This is a genomic window from Corynebacterium sp. LaCa78, assembly GCF_046717505.1.
Taxonomy (GTDB): domain Bacteria; phylum Actinomycetota; class Actinomycetes; order Mycobacteriales; family Mycobacteriaceae; genus Corynebacterium.
The window spans coordinates 983,614-998,435 of the sequence record NZ_CP177112.1 but is presented as its reverse complement, the minus strand read 5'-3'; the positions used below and the strand labels follow the sequence as shown (position 1 = coordinate 998,435).

Genomic DNA, 14,822 nt, shown 5'->3' with positions numbered 1-14,822 from the left:
CCAAGGGAGGCCGGATTTTTCTATTGCGCCGAATTACTCAACGATGAATTCGTTGGTGATCGGCTGGGTGATATCCAGGGTGCCGTGCTCGATGTAGTACATGCCAAAGAACATGGCGCCGAGCAGCACTACGGACAGCAGCATGCAGGGAATCCACTGGACAAAAACGGAAACCCAGCCCTCGGATTGCTGGCGGGCCGCTGCCTCGCGTTGTTCTTGAGCCTCGCGCTCGTTCATAATGATAAAACCTCTCACTTCACCGAAGATTAACTAAAAGTATCTTAACAGTTTATGGTCTCCGCGGTGGCATTAGATCCCCGGATCTTCATCATTTAATAAAGCCTCGAGGAATGCCTCGCGGTCCGCGAACATTTTCTCGATATCCTCTTCCGCGCCCACGATCCAGGCATTGGCATCCTCATCAAAGGTCACCGCGGAATCGGGATAGGTTTCCAGGGCTTCCTCCATCGCAGCAAGCTGATCGGCATCGGCACGGTCCTCAGCAAAAGCCTCTGGATCGCCAATACGCTGGCCCAGCTCACCCAAGGCCGTCAAGCCATACGTTTTATGCTGCTTTTTCGGGTACTCGAAAAGTTCTTGGCCCATCATGGCGGTATTATTTTCCTCCATTCAATAAAGAATCCGGGACGAATCCCGAATAGCCGGGGATATTATTGACCTGCAATACCCCATGGAAAAAGCGCTTGAGCGCGGGAACGTCATCCTCGTGGAGGTGGTCGAAGACCAACCGCCGGACGGATTCCACGTGCTCGGGGGCCGCGCGCTCGAGGTGGTGGAGCCCAGCCTCCGTGATGTGCACGTTGACCCCGCGGCCATCATCGGTGGTCTTTTCCTTGACCAAGAGCCCGCGCTTTTCCATGCGCGTGACCTGGTGGGAGGCGCGCGAGCGATCCCAGGCCAGTTCCGTGCACAGGTCGCGCAGGCGCAGGTGCTGATCTGGGGCTTCCGAAAGGGATGCCAAGACCGCGAATTCCGAGACGGAAATCTCCCCGCCCGCCTTAAGGGTCTCGTCCATGCCCCTATCTATCTTGCGGGTCGCAGCCAATAATAGGCGCCATAGCTCCTGTTCATCATCGTTTAACCAGCGGGTTTGTTCAGACATAAGGACTAGATTACCCCCTTCAGCATGGCGATGTCGCGCTCGCTGCGCCCGAGCACCCGCGAATAGCGCTGCGGCATGCAGGTAAAGACCAAAACCTGGTTCTCGCGGCCCACCTGTGAGAACAAGGTGGACATGAGTTGCAGGCGGTGGGCGTCGGTGGAGCCTAGCGCATCATCGACGATGACCGGCACGGTTTCCTCCCCCGCCACCAAGCGCGCGATGGCAAAGCGGGTAAGGATGGCCAGCTGCTCGCGCGCGCCGCCAGACAGGCTGGTCATGGCCACCGTTTCATTATCGCGGGTGCGCGCGGTAACAGAGAGATCGTCCGCCAATTCAAAGCTGATATCCCCGCCGTAAATAGTGCGGGCCAGCTGGGCGAGCGCCGCCACGAAGGGCTCGGCATAGCGCTGGCGCGCGGCATCGCGGTGCTTGAGCAGCAACTCGCGCAGGTAGCGTGCCGCCAGCGCGCGCTTTTCCACGCTTTCTAGCACCGCCTGCGCCATTTCTGCTTCCGCTTGCGCCTGCTGCTCGCGCTCTGCCGCGCCGGAGTGATAATTAATTTCACTCGACAGCTTGCCCAGCTCCACCTTGGTATCTTGCACCTGGTTCTGCAGGTACTCTAGGTGCGATTGCGCACCCTCCACCAAGCTCTGAGCGGTGGCCAGGTCCACGGCCTCCATCTCAGATAGCTGTTCCTGCAGCCGGGTCACCAGCGCACCCAACCGCTCCGCTTCTTCTGCCAAGCCGGCATCGGAAGTTTTCTCCCGCGCTTCGGCCAGCTCGCGCTCGGCGCGCTCGGCCTTCTCGTTGGCGGCCTCAAGCTCGGCTTCTAAGCGCACCACGTCGTGGGCGATGCGGCTATCGCGGAAGGGAATAAGCTCGCGGTCGAGGGCATCGACAAGCTCGCGCGCCTCTTCCTCCGCCTCCTCCGCAGCGGATAAATCCTTGGCAGGGGCATCATCGAGGCCGGCGACCTTCTCCTTGAGCGCCGCGTGTTGGGCGCGCAGTTCACCTAAATCATCCGGCCCCAACTCGCTTTCGAGCTTGCGCGTTGCCACATCCAAGGCGGCATTCTGCTCGCTGTGCGCCTCGTGCAGGTTCTCTGCGGCGGCGATGGATTCCACGCCGGTGGCATCGAAAAGCTCCTGCAAACGCGCCTCGGCCTGATCCACCTCGCGCTGGGTCTTATCGGAAGAGTACGCGCCAGCCACGAAGCGGGCGGTGATATCGCCGATGGTGATCTCGCGGCCATCGACAAGCTCAATTGCGGGCTGCTTGCCGATGTCCACCTGCGTCCCATCCACCCCAATCTCCGCGCCCTCAGGCCCGGAAAATTCCACCTTAGCGGCGGTGGCATCGTGCAGGCGCTTGGCCAGCGACAGATCGGCATCCGCCTTGCGGAGTTCCTCGACATCCGCGGCGGTCATCTCGCGCCCGCGCTGGGCTATCTCCGTTTGGGCCTTCTCCACGCCACGTACCAATTCTTCTACCTTGAGCAGGCGTTTATCCAGGCGCTTAAAGGTCTCCTTGTCCTGATACGCCCGCGCCTGTTTGAGCGTTGCGCGCGCGGTGGCGTAGTCCTCCTTCGCGGTGGACAGTTTCTTTTCCACCGCTTCTTTCTTCTCGTTTTCCTCTGCGGCCTTCTCGCGGGCGGCCGCGAGCTTATCCGAGGCGCTCGCCTGCGCCGTGCCAGCGGCCTCGAGCGCCTCTGCCATCTCCCGGCGCTGGGTTTGCGCATCCTTCGCGCGTTGGAAATCCTCCTTGGCGCGGGTGAGCTCGGCCTTGTGTGCATCCACCTGGTGCTGGGCCTTCACGGCCTCGTCCGCGGCGGACTGTTTCTCTGCGAGATCCTTGCGGGCAGCGGGAAGCTGCGCTTCCGCCTCTTCTTGCTGGTGTTCCAGGTGCTCGTAGCGCTCCACCACGGAATCGAGCCCGCGCACCGCAGCGGTTGCTTCCTCCAGCTCTTGCTCGGCACGCTCCAAGGTCTCCTGGGCCTTCTTGTATTCGCCAGCCGGTTTGCCCCACCTTGCTCCGTAGTAGCGCTTATATTCCCTATCTACCTTGCCCAAAAGTTGGGAGTCGTCGCCGGATACCTCGTCTTCAGCCAAGCCGGACTCCTGCTCGAGGGCCTGCGTCAACGTGGGAATGCCCGCTGCGGAGATGGCGTCATTGGAGTCATCCTGGCGCATAAAGAGGACATCGAGAAGCTGGCGGTCCAGGTTCTCGCTTAAGATCTGATCCAGCTCATCATCGGCCTGGCGGCCGGTATACTGCGCGTGGCGCGGGGACGAGATGGCCAATTCACTGTACTTCTTCTTCAGCCAGCGCTTGGCAATGCGAAAGCGGTACTCCCCCACTGATATATCCGCGATGACCTCCGGTGAAACGTCCTTGCCTACCGGCTGCAAGTCCTTTGTAGCTTTCGTCCATGTGTGTTTTTCCGTCAGCACCACATCGAGGGCCTCCACGATGGTGGACTTACCGGCCTCGTTCTCGCCGTGGATGACCACCACCCCGGTTTCTGGAAGGTCATCTAAAACCAGGTGCTCGATGCCGCGAACATTTTTAATCTCTAAGCTGTGGATGCGCATGTGGTTTATCCTTCCAGGCGAAATAGCAGGTTGGCGGCGTCGCGGGCCACCGGATCCTCGCGGTTATCCAGCAGCTCCTGCAGGGCGTCGGCGGCATAGCCGGAAATATCCAGGTTGGCTAGTTCGTCTTCGCTCGGTTCCAAGAACAGGTACATGGTCCGCTCGCGCGGGCGCAGCGAGGCGAAGACCGCCTCCAACTCATCCAGCCCGCGCTGCAGCCGGGCGTGCGCCGCAATACCGAGGGTCCCCTGCAGGCTGTATTTAATCGCCGTGCGCACCTTATCCGGGTACTCCTCCAGGCTGCGCAGGAAGCGCTCGACGTCCTCGGTGGAATTGACGGAGGCATCGAGGGCTTCAAAAGTCCAGCGCCCGATGCTGCGCTTATCGATGTCTATGTCCTCCCCCTCAATCCTTACCACCAGCGCATTCCCGGAATCGGCCTCGCCGCCACCGGTGGAACATTCCTTAAAGTCCGTAGTCTCCGGGCTGCCAGAGAACCAGACGCGGCCGGTCTTTCCCAGGCTGGCCGTCGAGTGGGTATCGCCCAGCGCCAAGTAATCGATCACCCCGCGCTCCAAGCACTGCTCTACGAATTCCAGGTCGATGGTATCGGCATCTCCCCCGCTAGAGCGCGAATCCACCTGGCCATGGCCCACGGCAATTCGGATTCCTTCCGTGGGTTCAAGCGGCTCCAACGCCTGGCGCACCAAATCGTGGTTGGCGCGCTTAGACAGGTACGGCGCGCCCACCAATTCCACGCCCTTGCCCACCTCGATGGGCTCTGAATCCGCGATGACGTGCACATTATCTGCGCTGGTACGATAAAATACCGAGTCCGCGACCAGCGGATCGTGGTTTCCCGGCAGCACATATACAGGCACGGGCAAGCGCTTAAACATCTCGGTGGCACGCGCCAAGATTTCCCGGGAGAGCGCATTGTGTTCAAATACATCGCCCGCAACGACGATGAACTGCGCGCCAACCTCCTCCGCGAGCTGGCCTAGGTGCATGATGGCGGACTCGCGGTCATCGTTGAAACGACCTTGCGCCTCCCCCTTTAAGAACCAGCGGGTCATTCCCAGCTGGAAGTCGGACGTGTGGATAAAGGTCGTTGCAGTCATAATCAGTGCGTTAAGTGGTAGTAGAGGTCTTCAATATCGGACACGGCGCGCAAGAGATCAATATTGGTATGCGATACGGCTCGAAGGGCCTTGCGCAAGAGGTCAGGATCGGAATCTTCCAATGCTGGGGCCACCTTGGGGTGCGGCAGCTTAGGCATCTCGCGGCCATTCCAGAACACGTCGTTCTTTTCTTCCGCGGATAAATCGCTGGCGCCAAAGCTTTCACGGGAGATCTGCTGCGATTGCTCCATGACGGCCTTTTCCAAACGCGCAAAATCCAGCCCGCGCATATTGAAAATCACGGCTGGATCCGCATCCGCGCGGGTGGCGAGCCTATCTCCCACCGCCACAATGTGCTTGCAGGTATAGGCGGAATCCGGGCACGTGCAGGATAGACGCAGTTCTTCGGCCTCGCTGGCAAAAAGCGTATCCAGCGCTTCCTCAGATAACAGGCCCTTGCGCGCATTCGCTACGGAATTAGGGGTGCGCGCGAATTGGCCGGCGAGTGCCGCAATATCGTCATTATCGCGGTACGGCAGCTGAATGAGTATGGAAAAAGGCTCGTTTTGGGAACCAGCCACGCGCCCATGGATGGCACCATTGCGGATCTCCAAACCAACGACGTGACCGCCTTCGGCGTACTGGCGCCCGCGGCTAATCCGCCCCCGGTCCGCATCATAGCTGGTAAAGGACGAAATCCGGGCGGCGGTCTTGGACAGCAGCCGCCCGCTGCGGTCGACATGGTTGACCTCGTCCGGGGTACTCACGCGCTTGCGGGTACCAAAGTTCGCGTAGATGACATTGTCATCGCCCTTAACGGCCATCCGCTTACTCCTTTCCCCGGTAACTCATGAGCTCTGCCAGCTGGTCCGGCTCCAGTTCCGTGAGCCAGCCCTCGCCTTCGCCGACGACGGCGCCAGCCAGCTGCGTCTTGCCATCCAAGATGTCTTGGATGGATTCTTCCAACGTGCCAGCCGTAATCATCTTATACACCTGCACGTTGCGGCGCTGACCAATGCGAAAGGCGCGGTCCGTGGCCTGGTTTTCCACCGCGGGGTTCCACCAGCGGTCCATGTGCACCACGATGGACGCCGCGGTTAGGTTCAGGCCCGTGCCGCCTGCCTTGAGCGAAAGGATCATCGCCTGTGGGCCATCATCGGCCTGGAAGTCCTCCACCATCTGGTCGCGCTTATTCTTGGTCACCCCGCCGTGCAGGAAGGGAATCTCGTGGCCCAGTTGCCCGCTCAGGTAGGGCTGCAAGATATCACCGAAGGCCTTGTACTGGGTAAAGATCAGCAGGCGCTCGCCGGATTCGGTGGCGGCATCGACAATCCGCATCAGCTCCTTCACCTTGCCCGAGCGGTGCTTGCCCTTGATAACCACCGGCGAATCGTCTCCCAAATAATGCGCCGGGTGATTGCAGATCTGCTTAATGCGCGTCAGGGAGGCCAAGACGATCCCGCGCTTGCTGATGCCCGTAGCATCCTCCAAGCTCTTCTTCACCTCATTGACCAGCGCCTTATACAAAGCCGCCTGCTCTGTAGTCATGGATACCGTAAGAATCTGCTCGGACTTTTCCGGCAGGTCATCGATGATATTGGGATCGGTCTTGACGCGGCGCAGGATAAGAGGTGCGGTCAGCGCGCGCAGGCGCTCGGACATCTCCTCATCATTATTGCGCTCGATGGCCTTGGCAAAATGATTGCGGAAAAAGGACGCCGTGCCCAAAATGCCTGGGTTGCAAAAGTCCAAGATGGACCGCATCTCGGACAGGCGGTTTTCTACCGGCGTACCGGTCAGCGCCACGCGGTGTTCAGACGGCAGCGATCGCACCGCCTTGGAGGAACGCGTGGCCGAGTTCTTAATGGCCTGCGCTTCATCAAGGACCACCCGCTGCCAGGACACCTCACCCAAGAGGTTGAAATCCCGGCTCACGGTGCCATAGGTAGTAATGACGAGATCTGCTTTTCCTGCGGCCTCGAGGAACTTCTCCCCGCTCGGCCGTCCCGCGCCGTGTTGCACCATGACCTCGAAATCCGGCACGAAGCGACGGGCCTCGCGAGCCCAGTTGCCCACCACGGAGGTGGGTGCGACGACCAAGGTAGGCCCGGTCTGTTCACCGCGTTCCTTCTCCACCGCCAAAAGGGACAGTAGTTGGAGTGTTTTGCCGAGCCCCATGTCATCGGCAAGCACGGCACCAATATTATTGCGCGACATCCAATACAGCCAGTCCACGCCAGTGCGCTGATACTCGCGCAGCTCCGCGTGGACGGCCTCCGGAATGTCCACGCGCTTCGGCGCAACCGTATCCATGCCGCCGAGCAACGCGGTATGCCACGTGCTGCCGGTAAATTCGATCGGCTCTTGGGCCATAGACTCAAGCGCCAGCTCCCGCAGCTCCGCCACCGTGACTTGGTGCTCACTCTTCTCGTTGAACTCCGCGCGGCGATGCTCGACCTCCGCCATGAGCTGCTGCCAGCCCGGCTCACCTAGTTTCTTGGCCATCTCCGCCGAGGCCGCCAGCTGCTCGAGCTCTTTCTTGGCGCGCTCGCGGGACTTATCCGCCAGCTCCTCCATATAGGACGAGACCTTGGATACGACCTGGGTATCGGCCATGACCCACTTGCCGCGCAGCTGAATGAGCCCGGACTTGGAATTGACCAGCTCGTCCATCTCGGACTCGGTAAGCTCCACATCGCCCACGGACATGCGCCAGTTATAGTCCACGAGCTGATTCATGCCGATGTGCTTCTTCGTGGCGGCCTCGGCCGGGTCCCTGGCCTCACGGGTTTCCAGCTTGGCCTTGGTATCCATCTGCGCCCACGATTTGGGCAGCATGACGGTAATGCCCCGCTTTTTCAGCTCGGGCACCTCGTGCGCAATAAACTGCGTGAGCTGTTCCGTGTCCAGGTAGACATCCCAATCGCCGTCGCCGGGCTGGGGCAATTGCGTACTCTGGCCCAGGCTCGGTGCCGCATGCACGGCCTTGCGGTGGTTTTCGCGCAGCTTCTCGATGCTCGCCCTATCCAGCTCCTCCGCCGATACCGGCCGCGGCGAATCCGTTCCAGAGCGCACCCGCACACGAATCGGCCACGCTGCGTCTTCTGGATCCTGTTCTTCCGGTTCCTCCACGATGTAGACGAGTTGGAGTTCCACCTGGTAAATGGAATTTTTCCATTCATTGAGCCCACGCAGCAGTTGCGCGCGGCCGCGGCGGATAGGGGCCGTCGTCAGCAATGCGCGGGCGAAGTCGTGCCAAGGCATGGGCCGGGGCTCATTAAGCAGCGGCTGCAATTCCCGGTTGGCAATCCAATGCGTCAGTTCATCCGCTAGGTCATCTGAAAGGGCTCTATTATTTATATGGAGAATCCCGGGGGCCGCGGCCATCATTTCTGCTAGCCAACCGCGCTCACCCAAACCCGAGGCCAGCTGCCACATGGGAAACCACTCGTTGGCCTGGTACGCCAACCGGAACGTCACCCTGCCCGCGCGGACAAACTTGCTCAGGCCACTATATGCGTGAATGAGCCAGTGCAGATCCGGGGCAATCGATGCCGGTGGATGATGATCCAGGTATTCCAGCTGGGCTAGGGCTTCTACTGCTTCTTCTGGGGCAAACATGGCCATGGGCACCATGAGCGAGACGTCTTTGCCCTTTGGAGTCCGTAGTGATACGCGCGCCCGGTTCCGGAAGGATTTCTTAGCCAGGATGGCATCAATTGCCTGCGGAAACGTCCCTTCCGGCACGGCCGAAGGCATAACAATCTTGTGCCCTTCTACCTGCTCAATCCATAGACCAAGCCCCGAAACCGGCAGCCAGAGGCCATGCACAAGGTAAGAAGCCATAACCGCCAGCATAGCAGCCCCGTATAGTTTTGTTACAAGCTCGTTATATTCACGTCTTTACGCAGTTAAACGGTGAAAAACATCACCAGAGATCTATGCCACAACTGAATTTTAGCTTGGGTGAACCTGAAGTCACCGTTAACGTAAGAATGTCCGACAAATCACTACAAGGAGTGAAACGTGCAAGAATCAACTTGGTACGTCATTGCGATGATTGTGTACTTCCTCGTAATGGCAGCCATTGGCTACTGGAGCTACAAACAAACCGACGAATATGACGATTATGTTTTGGGCGGCCGTGGCCTGCACCCATTCGTAGCTGCTCTCTCCGCCGGCGCATCTGATATGTCCGGCTGGCTGCTTATGGGTCTGCCTGGCGCGCTCTTCCTTTCCGGTTTTTCCGAGCTGTGGATGCCTATCGGCCTCCTTATCGGTGCATGGGCTAACTGGAAGTGGATTGCGCCACGTCTGCGCGCTTACTCGGAGGTTGCGGGCGATTCCATTACGGTCCCCTCCTTCTTCGAGAACCGTCTGCGCGATAAGTCGCGCTTGCTGCGTGTTATCTCCGCAGTTATCATTATCTTCTTCTTTACCTTCTACGTCTCTTCCGGCATGGTCTCCGGTGGTCGTTACTTCGAGTCCACCTTCGGTGGCGACTACATCACCGGTATGTTGGTCATCGCCGCAGTGACCATTTTCTACACCTTCATTGGTGGCTTCTTGGCTGTGTCCTACACCGATGCTATGCAGGGCATGCTGATGTTCGTCGCCCTGCTGATCGTGCCAATCATGGCGCTTTTCGCTCTTGACGATGCCGGCGCGATCTTCTCCTTCGCTACCGAAAACAGCTACGCCACCGATGGCGCACTCGAGCCAAACGATAACTACTTCTCTCTCTTCGCCGGTGTTTCCGCTGGTGTTATCGTTGGTAACGCCGCTTGGGGCCTTGGCTACTTTGGTCAGCCGCACATCATCGTGCGATTCATGGCGCTGCGTAAGCCTTCTGACGCCAAGCAGGGCCGTTTCTACGGCATCACTTGGATGGGTCTTTCCGTCATCGACGCTATCTTCGTTGCGCTTACCGGTACTGTGTACTTCACCCAGTTCGGTGAGACCATCACTGACCAAGAGAACTTCGAGACCATCTTCTTGGATATGGCTCAGGCCATGATGCACCCATTGCCTGCTGGTTTCATCTTGACCGCAGTCTTGGCAGCGATCATGTCCACCATGTCCTCCCAGATGCTCGTGGTTTCCTCTTCCCTGATTGAGGACCTCTACCTCATCATCGCAAAGCGCAAGCCTGACGAGCGCATCCTGATTAACCTGTCCCGTACCGCCGTTGTGGCCATCGCGGTTATCGCCGCACTCCTGGCTATCAACCCGTCCGACTCCATTCTTGGCTTGGTCGGCTTCGCATGGGCTGGTTTCGGTTCCGCATTCGGTCCGCTCGTTATCCTGGCTCTGTACTGGAAGCGCCTCAACGCAACCGGTGCAATCGCCGGTATGGTCACCGGTACAGTCGTCGCCATCGGTTGGGGCATGTCCCCGCTCGGCGATTCCCTCTACGAGATGGTCCCAGGCTTCTTCTCCGCACTCATCGTCACCGTTCTGGTCACCTTGGCTACCAAGCAGCCAGACCAGGAGGTCCTGGACGAGTTCGAGGAAGCCGAGAAACTTGCCAAGCTCGTTGAAAAGGACGACTCCCTGGACTTCGAGGAAGCAGCAGAAAAGGTTTCCGATAACAAGTAGGAACCTTCCCGCACCTCGCGGAGTCCAATAGGACATGAAGTCCTATTACCTGGCCGCGCTATCATGCATAACCGCTCTCGTTATCGCATGGTATGCGTGGCCTTTTCCGCGTTTTGATGTCTCCACCGTGCCGGCTCGCGCGGAATTGCCGGGCTACGACCGCGACGAGTTTGGCGGCTGGCAGCCCAACGGCGCATGCACCACGCGCGAAGCCATCATGGAGAACCAAGCCAGCGAGGACTTCGCTGACTGCCGGCCACAATCCGGCACGATCTATGACCCCTACGCGGGCGAGACGATTTCAGCCACCTCCCCCATTGAGGTCGACCACATCTTCCCTCTTTCTGCTGCCTTTGACATGGGGGCTGCAGAATGGGACCAAGACACCAAGAGGCGTTTTGCCAACGATCCCCTCAACTTGGTGGCGACCAGCCGGGAGCTCAATCAGGAAAAGTCCGATTCCCTTCCCTCTGAGTGGCTCCCGGCCGCCAACCGCTGCGATTACTCGCGGCGCCTCGCAGAAATCGCCCGGAAGTACGAGTTACCGTTGCCCCGCGCGGACGTGCGTGCAATGAGAAGGCAATGTCGGTTCGATTTCTAGCAGGGAAATTGATTAGGGTGAACAAGGCAACTTTTCTTAACTGAAGGGCATCCTCCATGACTACTTTGTTCATCTTCCTGCACGTGGCAGCGGCCATTGTTCTGCTTGGCCCCGTGTGCATTTCCACGTCCATCTACCAGACCCAGCTGCAGCGCGCAGCGCAGGGCGATAAGACGGCCCTCGGTGCCGCCCGCAACCTGCACAACATCACCAACACTTACGGCTACATTTCCGCGCTCGTGCCGGTCCTTGGCCTTGCTGTGTTCCTGTCTGATATCGAAACCTTCAAGAGCCAGGTCAACTTCCACATCGCCATCCTCGTGGCCATCATCGCGTGGTGCCTGCTCTTCTTCCTTATCCTTCCTAAGCAGCGCACGGCGCAGGCAGCCCTAGAGTCCGGCGATACCGCCAACCTGGGCTCCATTAAGAAGTCCTTGTCCGCTTTCGGCGGCGTCTTCAACCTCCTGTGGATCATCTGCCTTATCTTGATGTACATCTAGGAAGCCATTTACTCTTCGGGGACAGTGTCATCACTGTCCCCTTTTTCATGACTGGACTCCTCCCGAAGTTCTTCTTTTAGTTGCTGCGCATCTGCATGCGCATTCTCCCGCCGCTTCTGCGTCGCTTGCGCCACCGTCTGCGCCCACCTGCGGTTCTTCGGTGCTAGCGGTCCCCTCGCGGAGTCGTAGACCCACGTAGAGTCATCGAAAAGCCAGACGATGTCCCCGCTTATCGGGTCCTTGATATAAAACGCCCTCCCATCGGTCTTAATGTTGTGATGGTGCTGGCACAGGCAAGTGAGGTTTGCCGCCGAAGTCGGCCCGCCGTCTGCAAAGTCGTGCCGATGGTCCATCTGGGAAGTTACCGCCGGCCGCGTGCAGCCTGGCCACCGGCACGTGCCATCCAAGCCCTCTACAAACGCCCGGATATCCGGCGGCGTCACATAGTTGGGGCTCTCCGCCTGACCGGCCTTCTCCATATGCCTGGTCGTAGTCGCCCGAGCCTGTAGGTCATCCGCAGTCTCCGGAGATACCCAGCCCAAGTTCTGTACAAAGGCGGGTGCATCCGGCAGGTCGCAGCGATACACATTCAACACGACCTTGGCCTTTGCCTGCGCCTTTCCAGTCAGCAGCTCCACTGCGGCCTCAGCCATCGTGAGATCCTTTTCCGTAGCGATATCCCGAATATTGCGGTCAATTATCTCCGCGGTTTCTAACCCGACGTCCAGACAAACCGCAGCCCACTCCCCACCTGTAGGTTCAACGCTATAGGCTTGCTTGCGGCGCGGATCCCGCGCGGCAATAGAGGGATCGAGGCGCACAATAAGCTCGCGTAACTTGCGGCGGAGATTGCGGTGCGAGGGCAGCTTCTGATTGGGACGGGTTGGGGTTAAGTAGTTGGTCAGGACGTCATCGATGGTCAACTTCTTCTCCGCATCAATGGCGCCGAGTTTGGCTAGGGTTTGGTCAATCGTAATGAGTCGGTCTAAATCTAAATGGAAATGCTGTTCTTGCCGAGCGCGCAGCCGCGGCAGCTCTTTTAATCGCTCGAAGGCGAAAATAATATTCCTAATTCGGGACTGACGCGCCCCAGTTAAGTTAGACAGGGCTTGGCTAATAATTTCGATATCATCATCTGGGTCAGGATGAAGCTTCTCCTAGAACTGGTATTCCACCTTCCTAATCTCCGTAGCTGCACGGGAGGTAGAATTTTCTGGATTGGTATTGGCATAATATGGCGCATTCATGGACTTTCTTTCGAGAGATTTACTAGAACATGATTTCGCCATACACCATACAAGACCACCCTGACACACTACCCCCGTTTATAGTAAAAGCGCAGGTCACAGGGCATGAAAAAAGGGCCTCTAAAAAGAGGCCCTTTGGAGGTTTAATTAGTCGCGGAAGCGACCACCGTGCTTGCGGCCACCGCCGCCGCCATCACGGCGAGGCGGGCGACCGGTATCCTTCTGAATCTTGATGAGCTGCCCAGAAATCCGGGTATCCTTCAGGCGGTCAAGCACAGCCGGGTCCATGTTCTTCGGCAGATCCACGAGCGTGTGCCCCACCGCAATGGTGATGCGCCCGAAGTCCTTGGCAGACAGGCCACCTTCGTTGGCGATAGCACCGACGATGGCACCAGGGCGGACATTCTGGCGCTTGCCGACGTCCAACCGGTACGTCTCAAAGTCACCATCCGGCCGCTTGGAACCGCCGCGATTCTTGCCGCCACCCTTGAAGTCACGGTCGCGCTTGCGGTCATCGCGATCGCGGCGGTCTTTCTTTGGCTTGGGCAAAGGCTTGTCTTCCAATAGGAAGTTCTTGCCACCCTGATGCATGACGGCCAACGCAGCCGCGATGTCGTCCATGGCAACGTCGTTGTCTTCCGAGTACTTGCGTACCAAGTTGCGGAAGAAATCGGCCTGCTTGTTGTCCATGGACTGGGTAATGGCCTGCGCAAACTTTTCCTTACGCTTCTCATTGACCTCATCGACGGACGGCAGGTCCATCTCTTCGAGGCGAGCATTGGTCACGCGTTCGATGGAGCGCAGCATGCGGCGCTCGCGCGGGGTGACGAACAAGATTGCCTCGCCGGAGCGGCCGGCACGGCCAGTACGGCCGATGCGGTGCACGTAGGACTCGGTATCGTTCGGGATATCGAAGTTCACCACGTGGGTGATGCGCTCGACGTCAAGGCCACGCGCGGCGACGTCGGTAGCGACGAGGATGTCCAGGCGGCCATCCTTGAGCTGGTCGACGGTGCGCTCGCGCTGCGCCTGGGCGATGTCGCCGTTAATGGCAGCGGCGCTGTAGCCGCGATCGCGCAGGGCCTCGGCCACCTCTTCGGTCTCGTGCTTGGTACGGCAGAAGACGATGATGGCGTCATAGGTAATGACTTCGAGGATGCGGGTGAAGGCATCCATCTTTGCGCGGTGCGGAATCAGCAGGAAACGCTGCTTAATGTTGTCGTTGGTGCGGCGCTCCGACTTAACGGTTACTTCCGCCGGGTTGTGCAGGTACTGCTTGGACAGGCGGCGGATGGCATTAGGCATGGTGGCGGAGAAAAGCGCCACCTGCTTGCGGTCCGGGGTACTTTCCAGGATGCGCTCGACGTCTTCCTGGAAGCCCATGTTCAGCATTTCATCGGCCTCATCGAGGACGAGGAACTGCAGCTGGGACAGGTCAAGCGAACCCTTTTCCAGGTGGTCGATGACGCGACCCGGGGTACCCACGATGACCTGGGCGCCGCGACGCAGGCCAGACAGCTGGATGCCGTAGGCCTGACCACCGTAGATGGGAAGAACCTCGATTCCCTTCAGGGTTTCCGCGAAGGATTGGAAGGCGTCTGCAACCTGCAGGGCCAGCTCGCGGGTAGGCGCAAGGACGAGCGCCTGCGGGTGGCGCGCCTGCGGGTCAAGCTGGGACAAGACCGGCAGCGCGAAGGCTGCGGTTTTGCCGGTACCGGTCTGTGCAAGGCCCACGACGTCGCGGCCTTCCATCAGGATCGGGATGGTTTCTGCTTGGATGGGGGACGGCGTGGTGAAGCCTACTTTCGCAACGGCTTGCAGAATTTTATCTGGCAAGCCGAGGTGCTCGAACCCCTGGGAGTTGTCGTTGGCCGAATCTTTGGACTCAGCGCCGGTGCCCTCAGAAGTATTCGCAGCCCTGGTGTCCTGGTTGACACCTTGCGAGTTGTCCTGAGATTCCGACTTATTAAAATCTTCCGGCTCGTTTACGCCGCCGGTGGCGTTATCGGTAATGCTCATTGCTCGTCCAACCCTACGCGAT

The 14,822-nt window shown here is 59.1% G+C and carries 12 protein-coding genes; 3 read left to right on the top strand and 9 right to left on the bottom strand.

The window, feature by feature from the left end; translation table 11 throughout:
- Positions 1 to 33: 33 nt before the first annotated feature.
- The 7 genes from ACLI1O_RS04865 to ACLI1O_RS04835 all read right to left on the bottom strand — a co-directional run bounded on the left by ACLI1O_RS04865 (position 34) and on the right by ACLI1O_RS04835 (position 8,693).
- Positions 34 to 237 (bottom strand): hypothetical protein, encoded by a 204-nt coding sequence (locus ACLI1O_RS04865; protein ID WP_023017763.1) that lies wholly within the window; start codon positions 235 to 237, stop codon positions 34 to 36.
- Between the two features lie 72 nt (positions 238 to 309).
- On the bottom strand, positions 310 to 630 hold the full coding sequence (locus tag ACLI1O_RS04860) for a molecular chaperone GrpE (RefSeq protein ID WP_239267812.1): 321 nt from the start codon (positions 628 to 630) through the stop codon (positions 310 to 312).
- Complete coding sequence (locus ACLI1O_RS04855) at positions 617 to 1,123, bottom strand: MarR family winged helix-turn-helix transcriptional regulator (protein ID WP_239267814.1); 507 nt, start codon at positions 1,121 to 1,123, stop codon at positions 617 to 619. The genes ACLI1O_RS04860 and ACLI1O_RS04855 overlap by 14 nt, the downstream gene beginning before the upstream one ends.
- A 5-nt stretch (positions 1,124 to 1,128) precedes the next feature.
- Entirely contained in the window at positions 1,129 to 3,714 is a 2,586-nt protein-coding gene (locus ACLI1O_RS04850; protein WP_239267816.1) for an AAA family ATPase, read from the bottom strand.
- A 5-nt stretch (positions 3,715 to 3,719) separates the two neighbouring features.
- Positions 3,720 to 4,835, bottom strand: a complete 1,116-nt coding sequence (locus ACLI1O_RS04845) for an exonuclease SbcCD subunit D (protein WP_239267818.1) — start codon at positions 4,833 to 4,835, stop codon at positions 3,720 to 3,722.
- 2 nt (positions 4,836 to 4,837) lie between these two features.
- Positions 4,838 to 5,659 carry an SWIM zinc finger family protein gene (locus ACLI1O_RS04840; protein ID WP_239275312.1) on the bottom strand — a complete coding sequence of 274 codons (822 nt, stop codon included), beginning with the start codon at positions 5,657 to 5,659 and terminating at the stop codon, positions 4,838 to 4,840.
- A 4-nt stretch (positions 5,660 to 5,663) separates the two neighbouring features.
- The gene (locus tag ACLI1O_RS04835; protein ID WP_411706993.1) at positions 5,664 to 8,693 is read right to left on the bottom strand and encodes a DEAD/DEAH box helicase; all 3,030 of its coding nucleotides are present in this window, start codon (positions 8,691 to 8,693) and stop codon (positions 5,664 to 5,666) included.
- Between the two features lie 168 nt (positions 8,694 to 8,861).
- Here ACLI1O_RS04835 and putP point away from each other — a divergent pair, with 168 nt between their 5' ends.
- From putP to ACLI1O_RS04820, 3 genes are read left to right on the top strand one after another with little or no spacing between them, the layout of a single operon-like run.
- A complete protein-coding gene (putP, locus tag ACLI1O_RS04830) occupies positions 8,862 to 10,433 on the top strand; it encodes a sodium/proline symporter PutP (RefSeq protein ID WP_411706992.1) in 1,572 nt (523 codons plus the stop codon).
- A gap of 34 nt (positions 10,434 to 10,467) precedes the next feature.
- Entirely contained in the window at positions 10,468 to 11,034 is a 567-nt protein-coding gene (locus ACLI1O_RS04825) for an HNH endonuclease family protein (protein ID WP_411706991.1), read from the top strand.
- A gap of 56 nt (positions 11,035 to 11,090) precedes the next feature.
- The gene (locus ACLI1O_RS04820) at positions 11,091 to 11,534 is read left to right on the top strand and encodes a DUF2269 domain-containing protein (protein WP_284851556.1); all 444 of its coding nucleotides are present in this window, start codon (positions 11,091 to 11,093) and stop codon (positions 11,532 to 11,534) included.
- Between the two features lie 8 nt (positions 11,535 to 11,542).
- On the opposite strand, the gene ACLI1O_RS04815 is transcribed toward ACLI1O_RS04820, so the two are convergent.
- Complete coding sequence (locus ACLI1O_RS04815) at positions 11,543 to 12,457, bottom strand: HNH endonuclease signature motif containing protein (RefSeq protein WP_284853502.1); 915 nt, start codon at positions 12,455 to 12,457, stop codon at positions 11,543 to 11,545.
- 471 nt (positions 12,458 to 12,928) lie between these two features.
- A complete protein-coding gene (locus ACLI1O_RS04810; protein ID WP_023017755.1) occupies positions 12,929 to 14,800 on the bottom strand; it encodes a DEAD/DEAH box helicase in 1,872 nt (623 codons plus the stop codon).
- Positions 14,801 to 14,822 lie beyond the last annotated feature (22 nt).

What these genes read in the sequence shown, in the direction of transcription:
- ACLI1O_RS04860 (WP_239267812.1), bottom strand. Translation starts at nt 630, where the DNA reads ATGGAGGAAAATAATACCGCCATGATGGGCCAAGAACTTTTCGAGTAC.
- ACLI1O_RS04865 (WP_023017763.1), bottom strand. Translation starts at nt 237, where the DNA reads ATGAACGAGCGCGAGGCTCAAGAACAACGCGAGGCAGCGGCCCGCCAG.
- ACLI1O_RS04825 (WP_411706991.1), top strand. Translation starts at nt 10,468, where the DNA reads ATGAAGTCCTATTACCTGGCCGCGCTATCATGCATAACCGCTCTCGTT.
- ACLI1O_RS04835 (WP_411706993.1), bottom strand. Translation starts at nt 8,693, where the DNA reads ATGCTGGCGGTTATGGCTTCTTACCTTGTGCATGGCCTCTGGCTGCCG.
- ACLI1O_RS04855 (WP_239267814.1), bottom strand. Translation starts at nt 1,123, where the DNA reads ATGTCTGAACAAACCCGCTGGTTAAACGATGATGAACAGGAGCTATGG.
- ACLI1O_RS04850 (WP_239267816.1), bottom strand. Translation starts at nt 3,714, where the DNA reads ATGCGCATCCACAGCTTAGAGATTAAAAATGTTCGCGGCATCGAGCAC.
- ACLI1O_RS04840 (WP_239275312.1), bottom strand. Translation starts at nt 5,659, where the DNA reads ATGGCCGTTAAGGGCGATGACAATGTCATCTACGCGAACTTTGGTACC.
- ACLI1O_RS04810 (WP_023017755.1), bottom strand. Translation starts at nt 14,800, where the DNA reads ATGAGCATTACCGATAACGCCACCGGCGGCGTAAACGAGCCGGAAGAT.
- ACLI1O_RS04820 (WP_284851556.1), top strand. Translation starts at nt 11,091, where the DNA reads ATGACTACTTTGTTCATCTTCCTGCACGTGGCAGCGGCCATTGTTCTG.
- ACLI1O_RS04845 (WP_239267818.1), bottom strand. Translation starts at nt 4,835, where the DNA reads ATGACTGCAACGACCTTTATCCACACGTCCGACTTCCAGCTGGGAATG.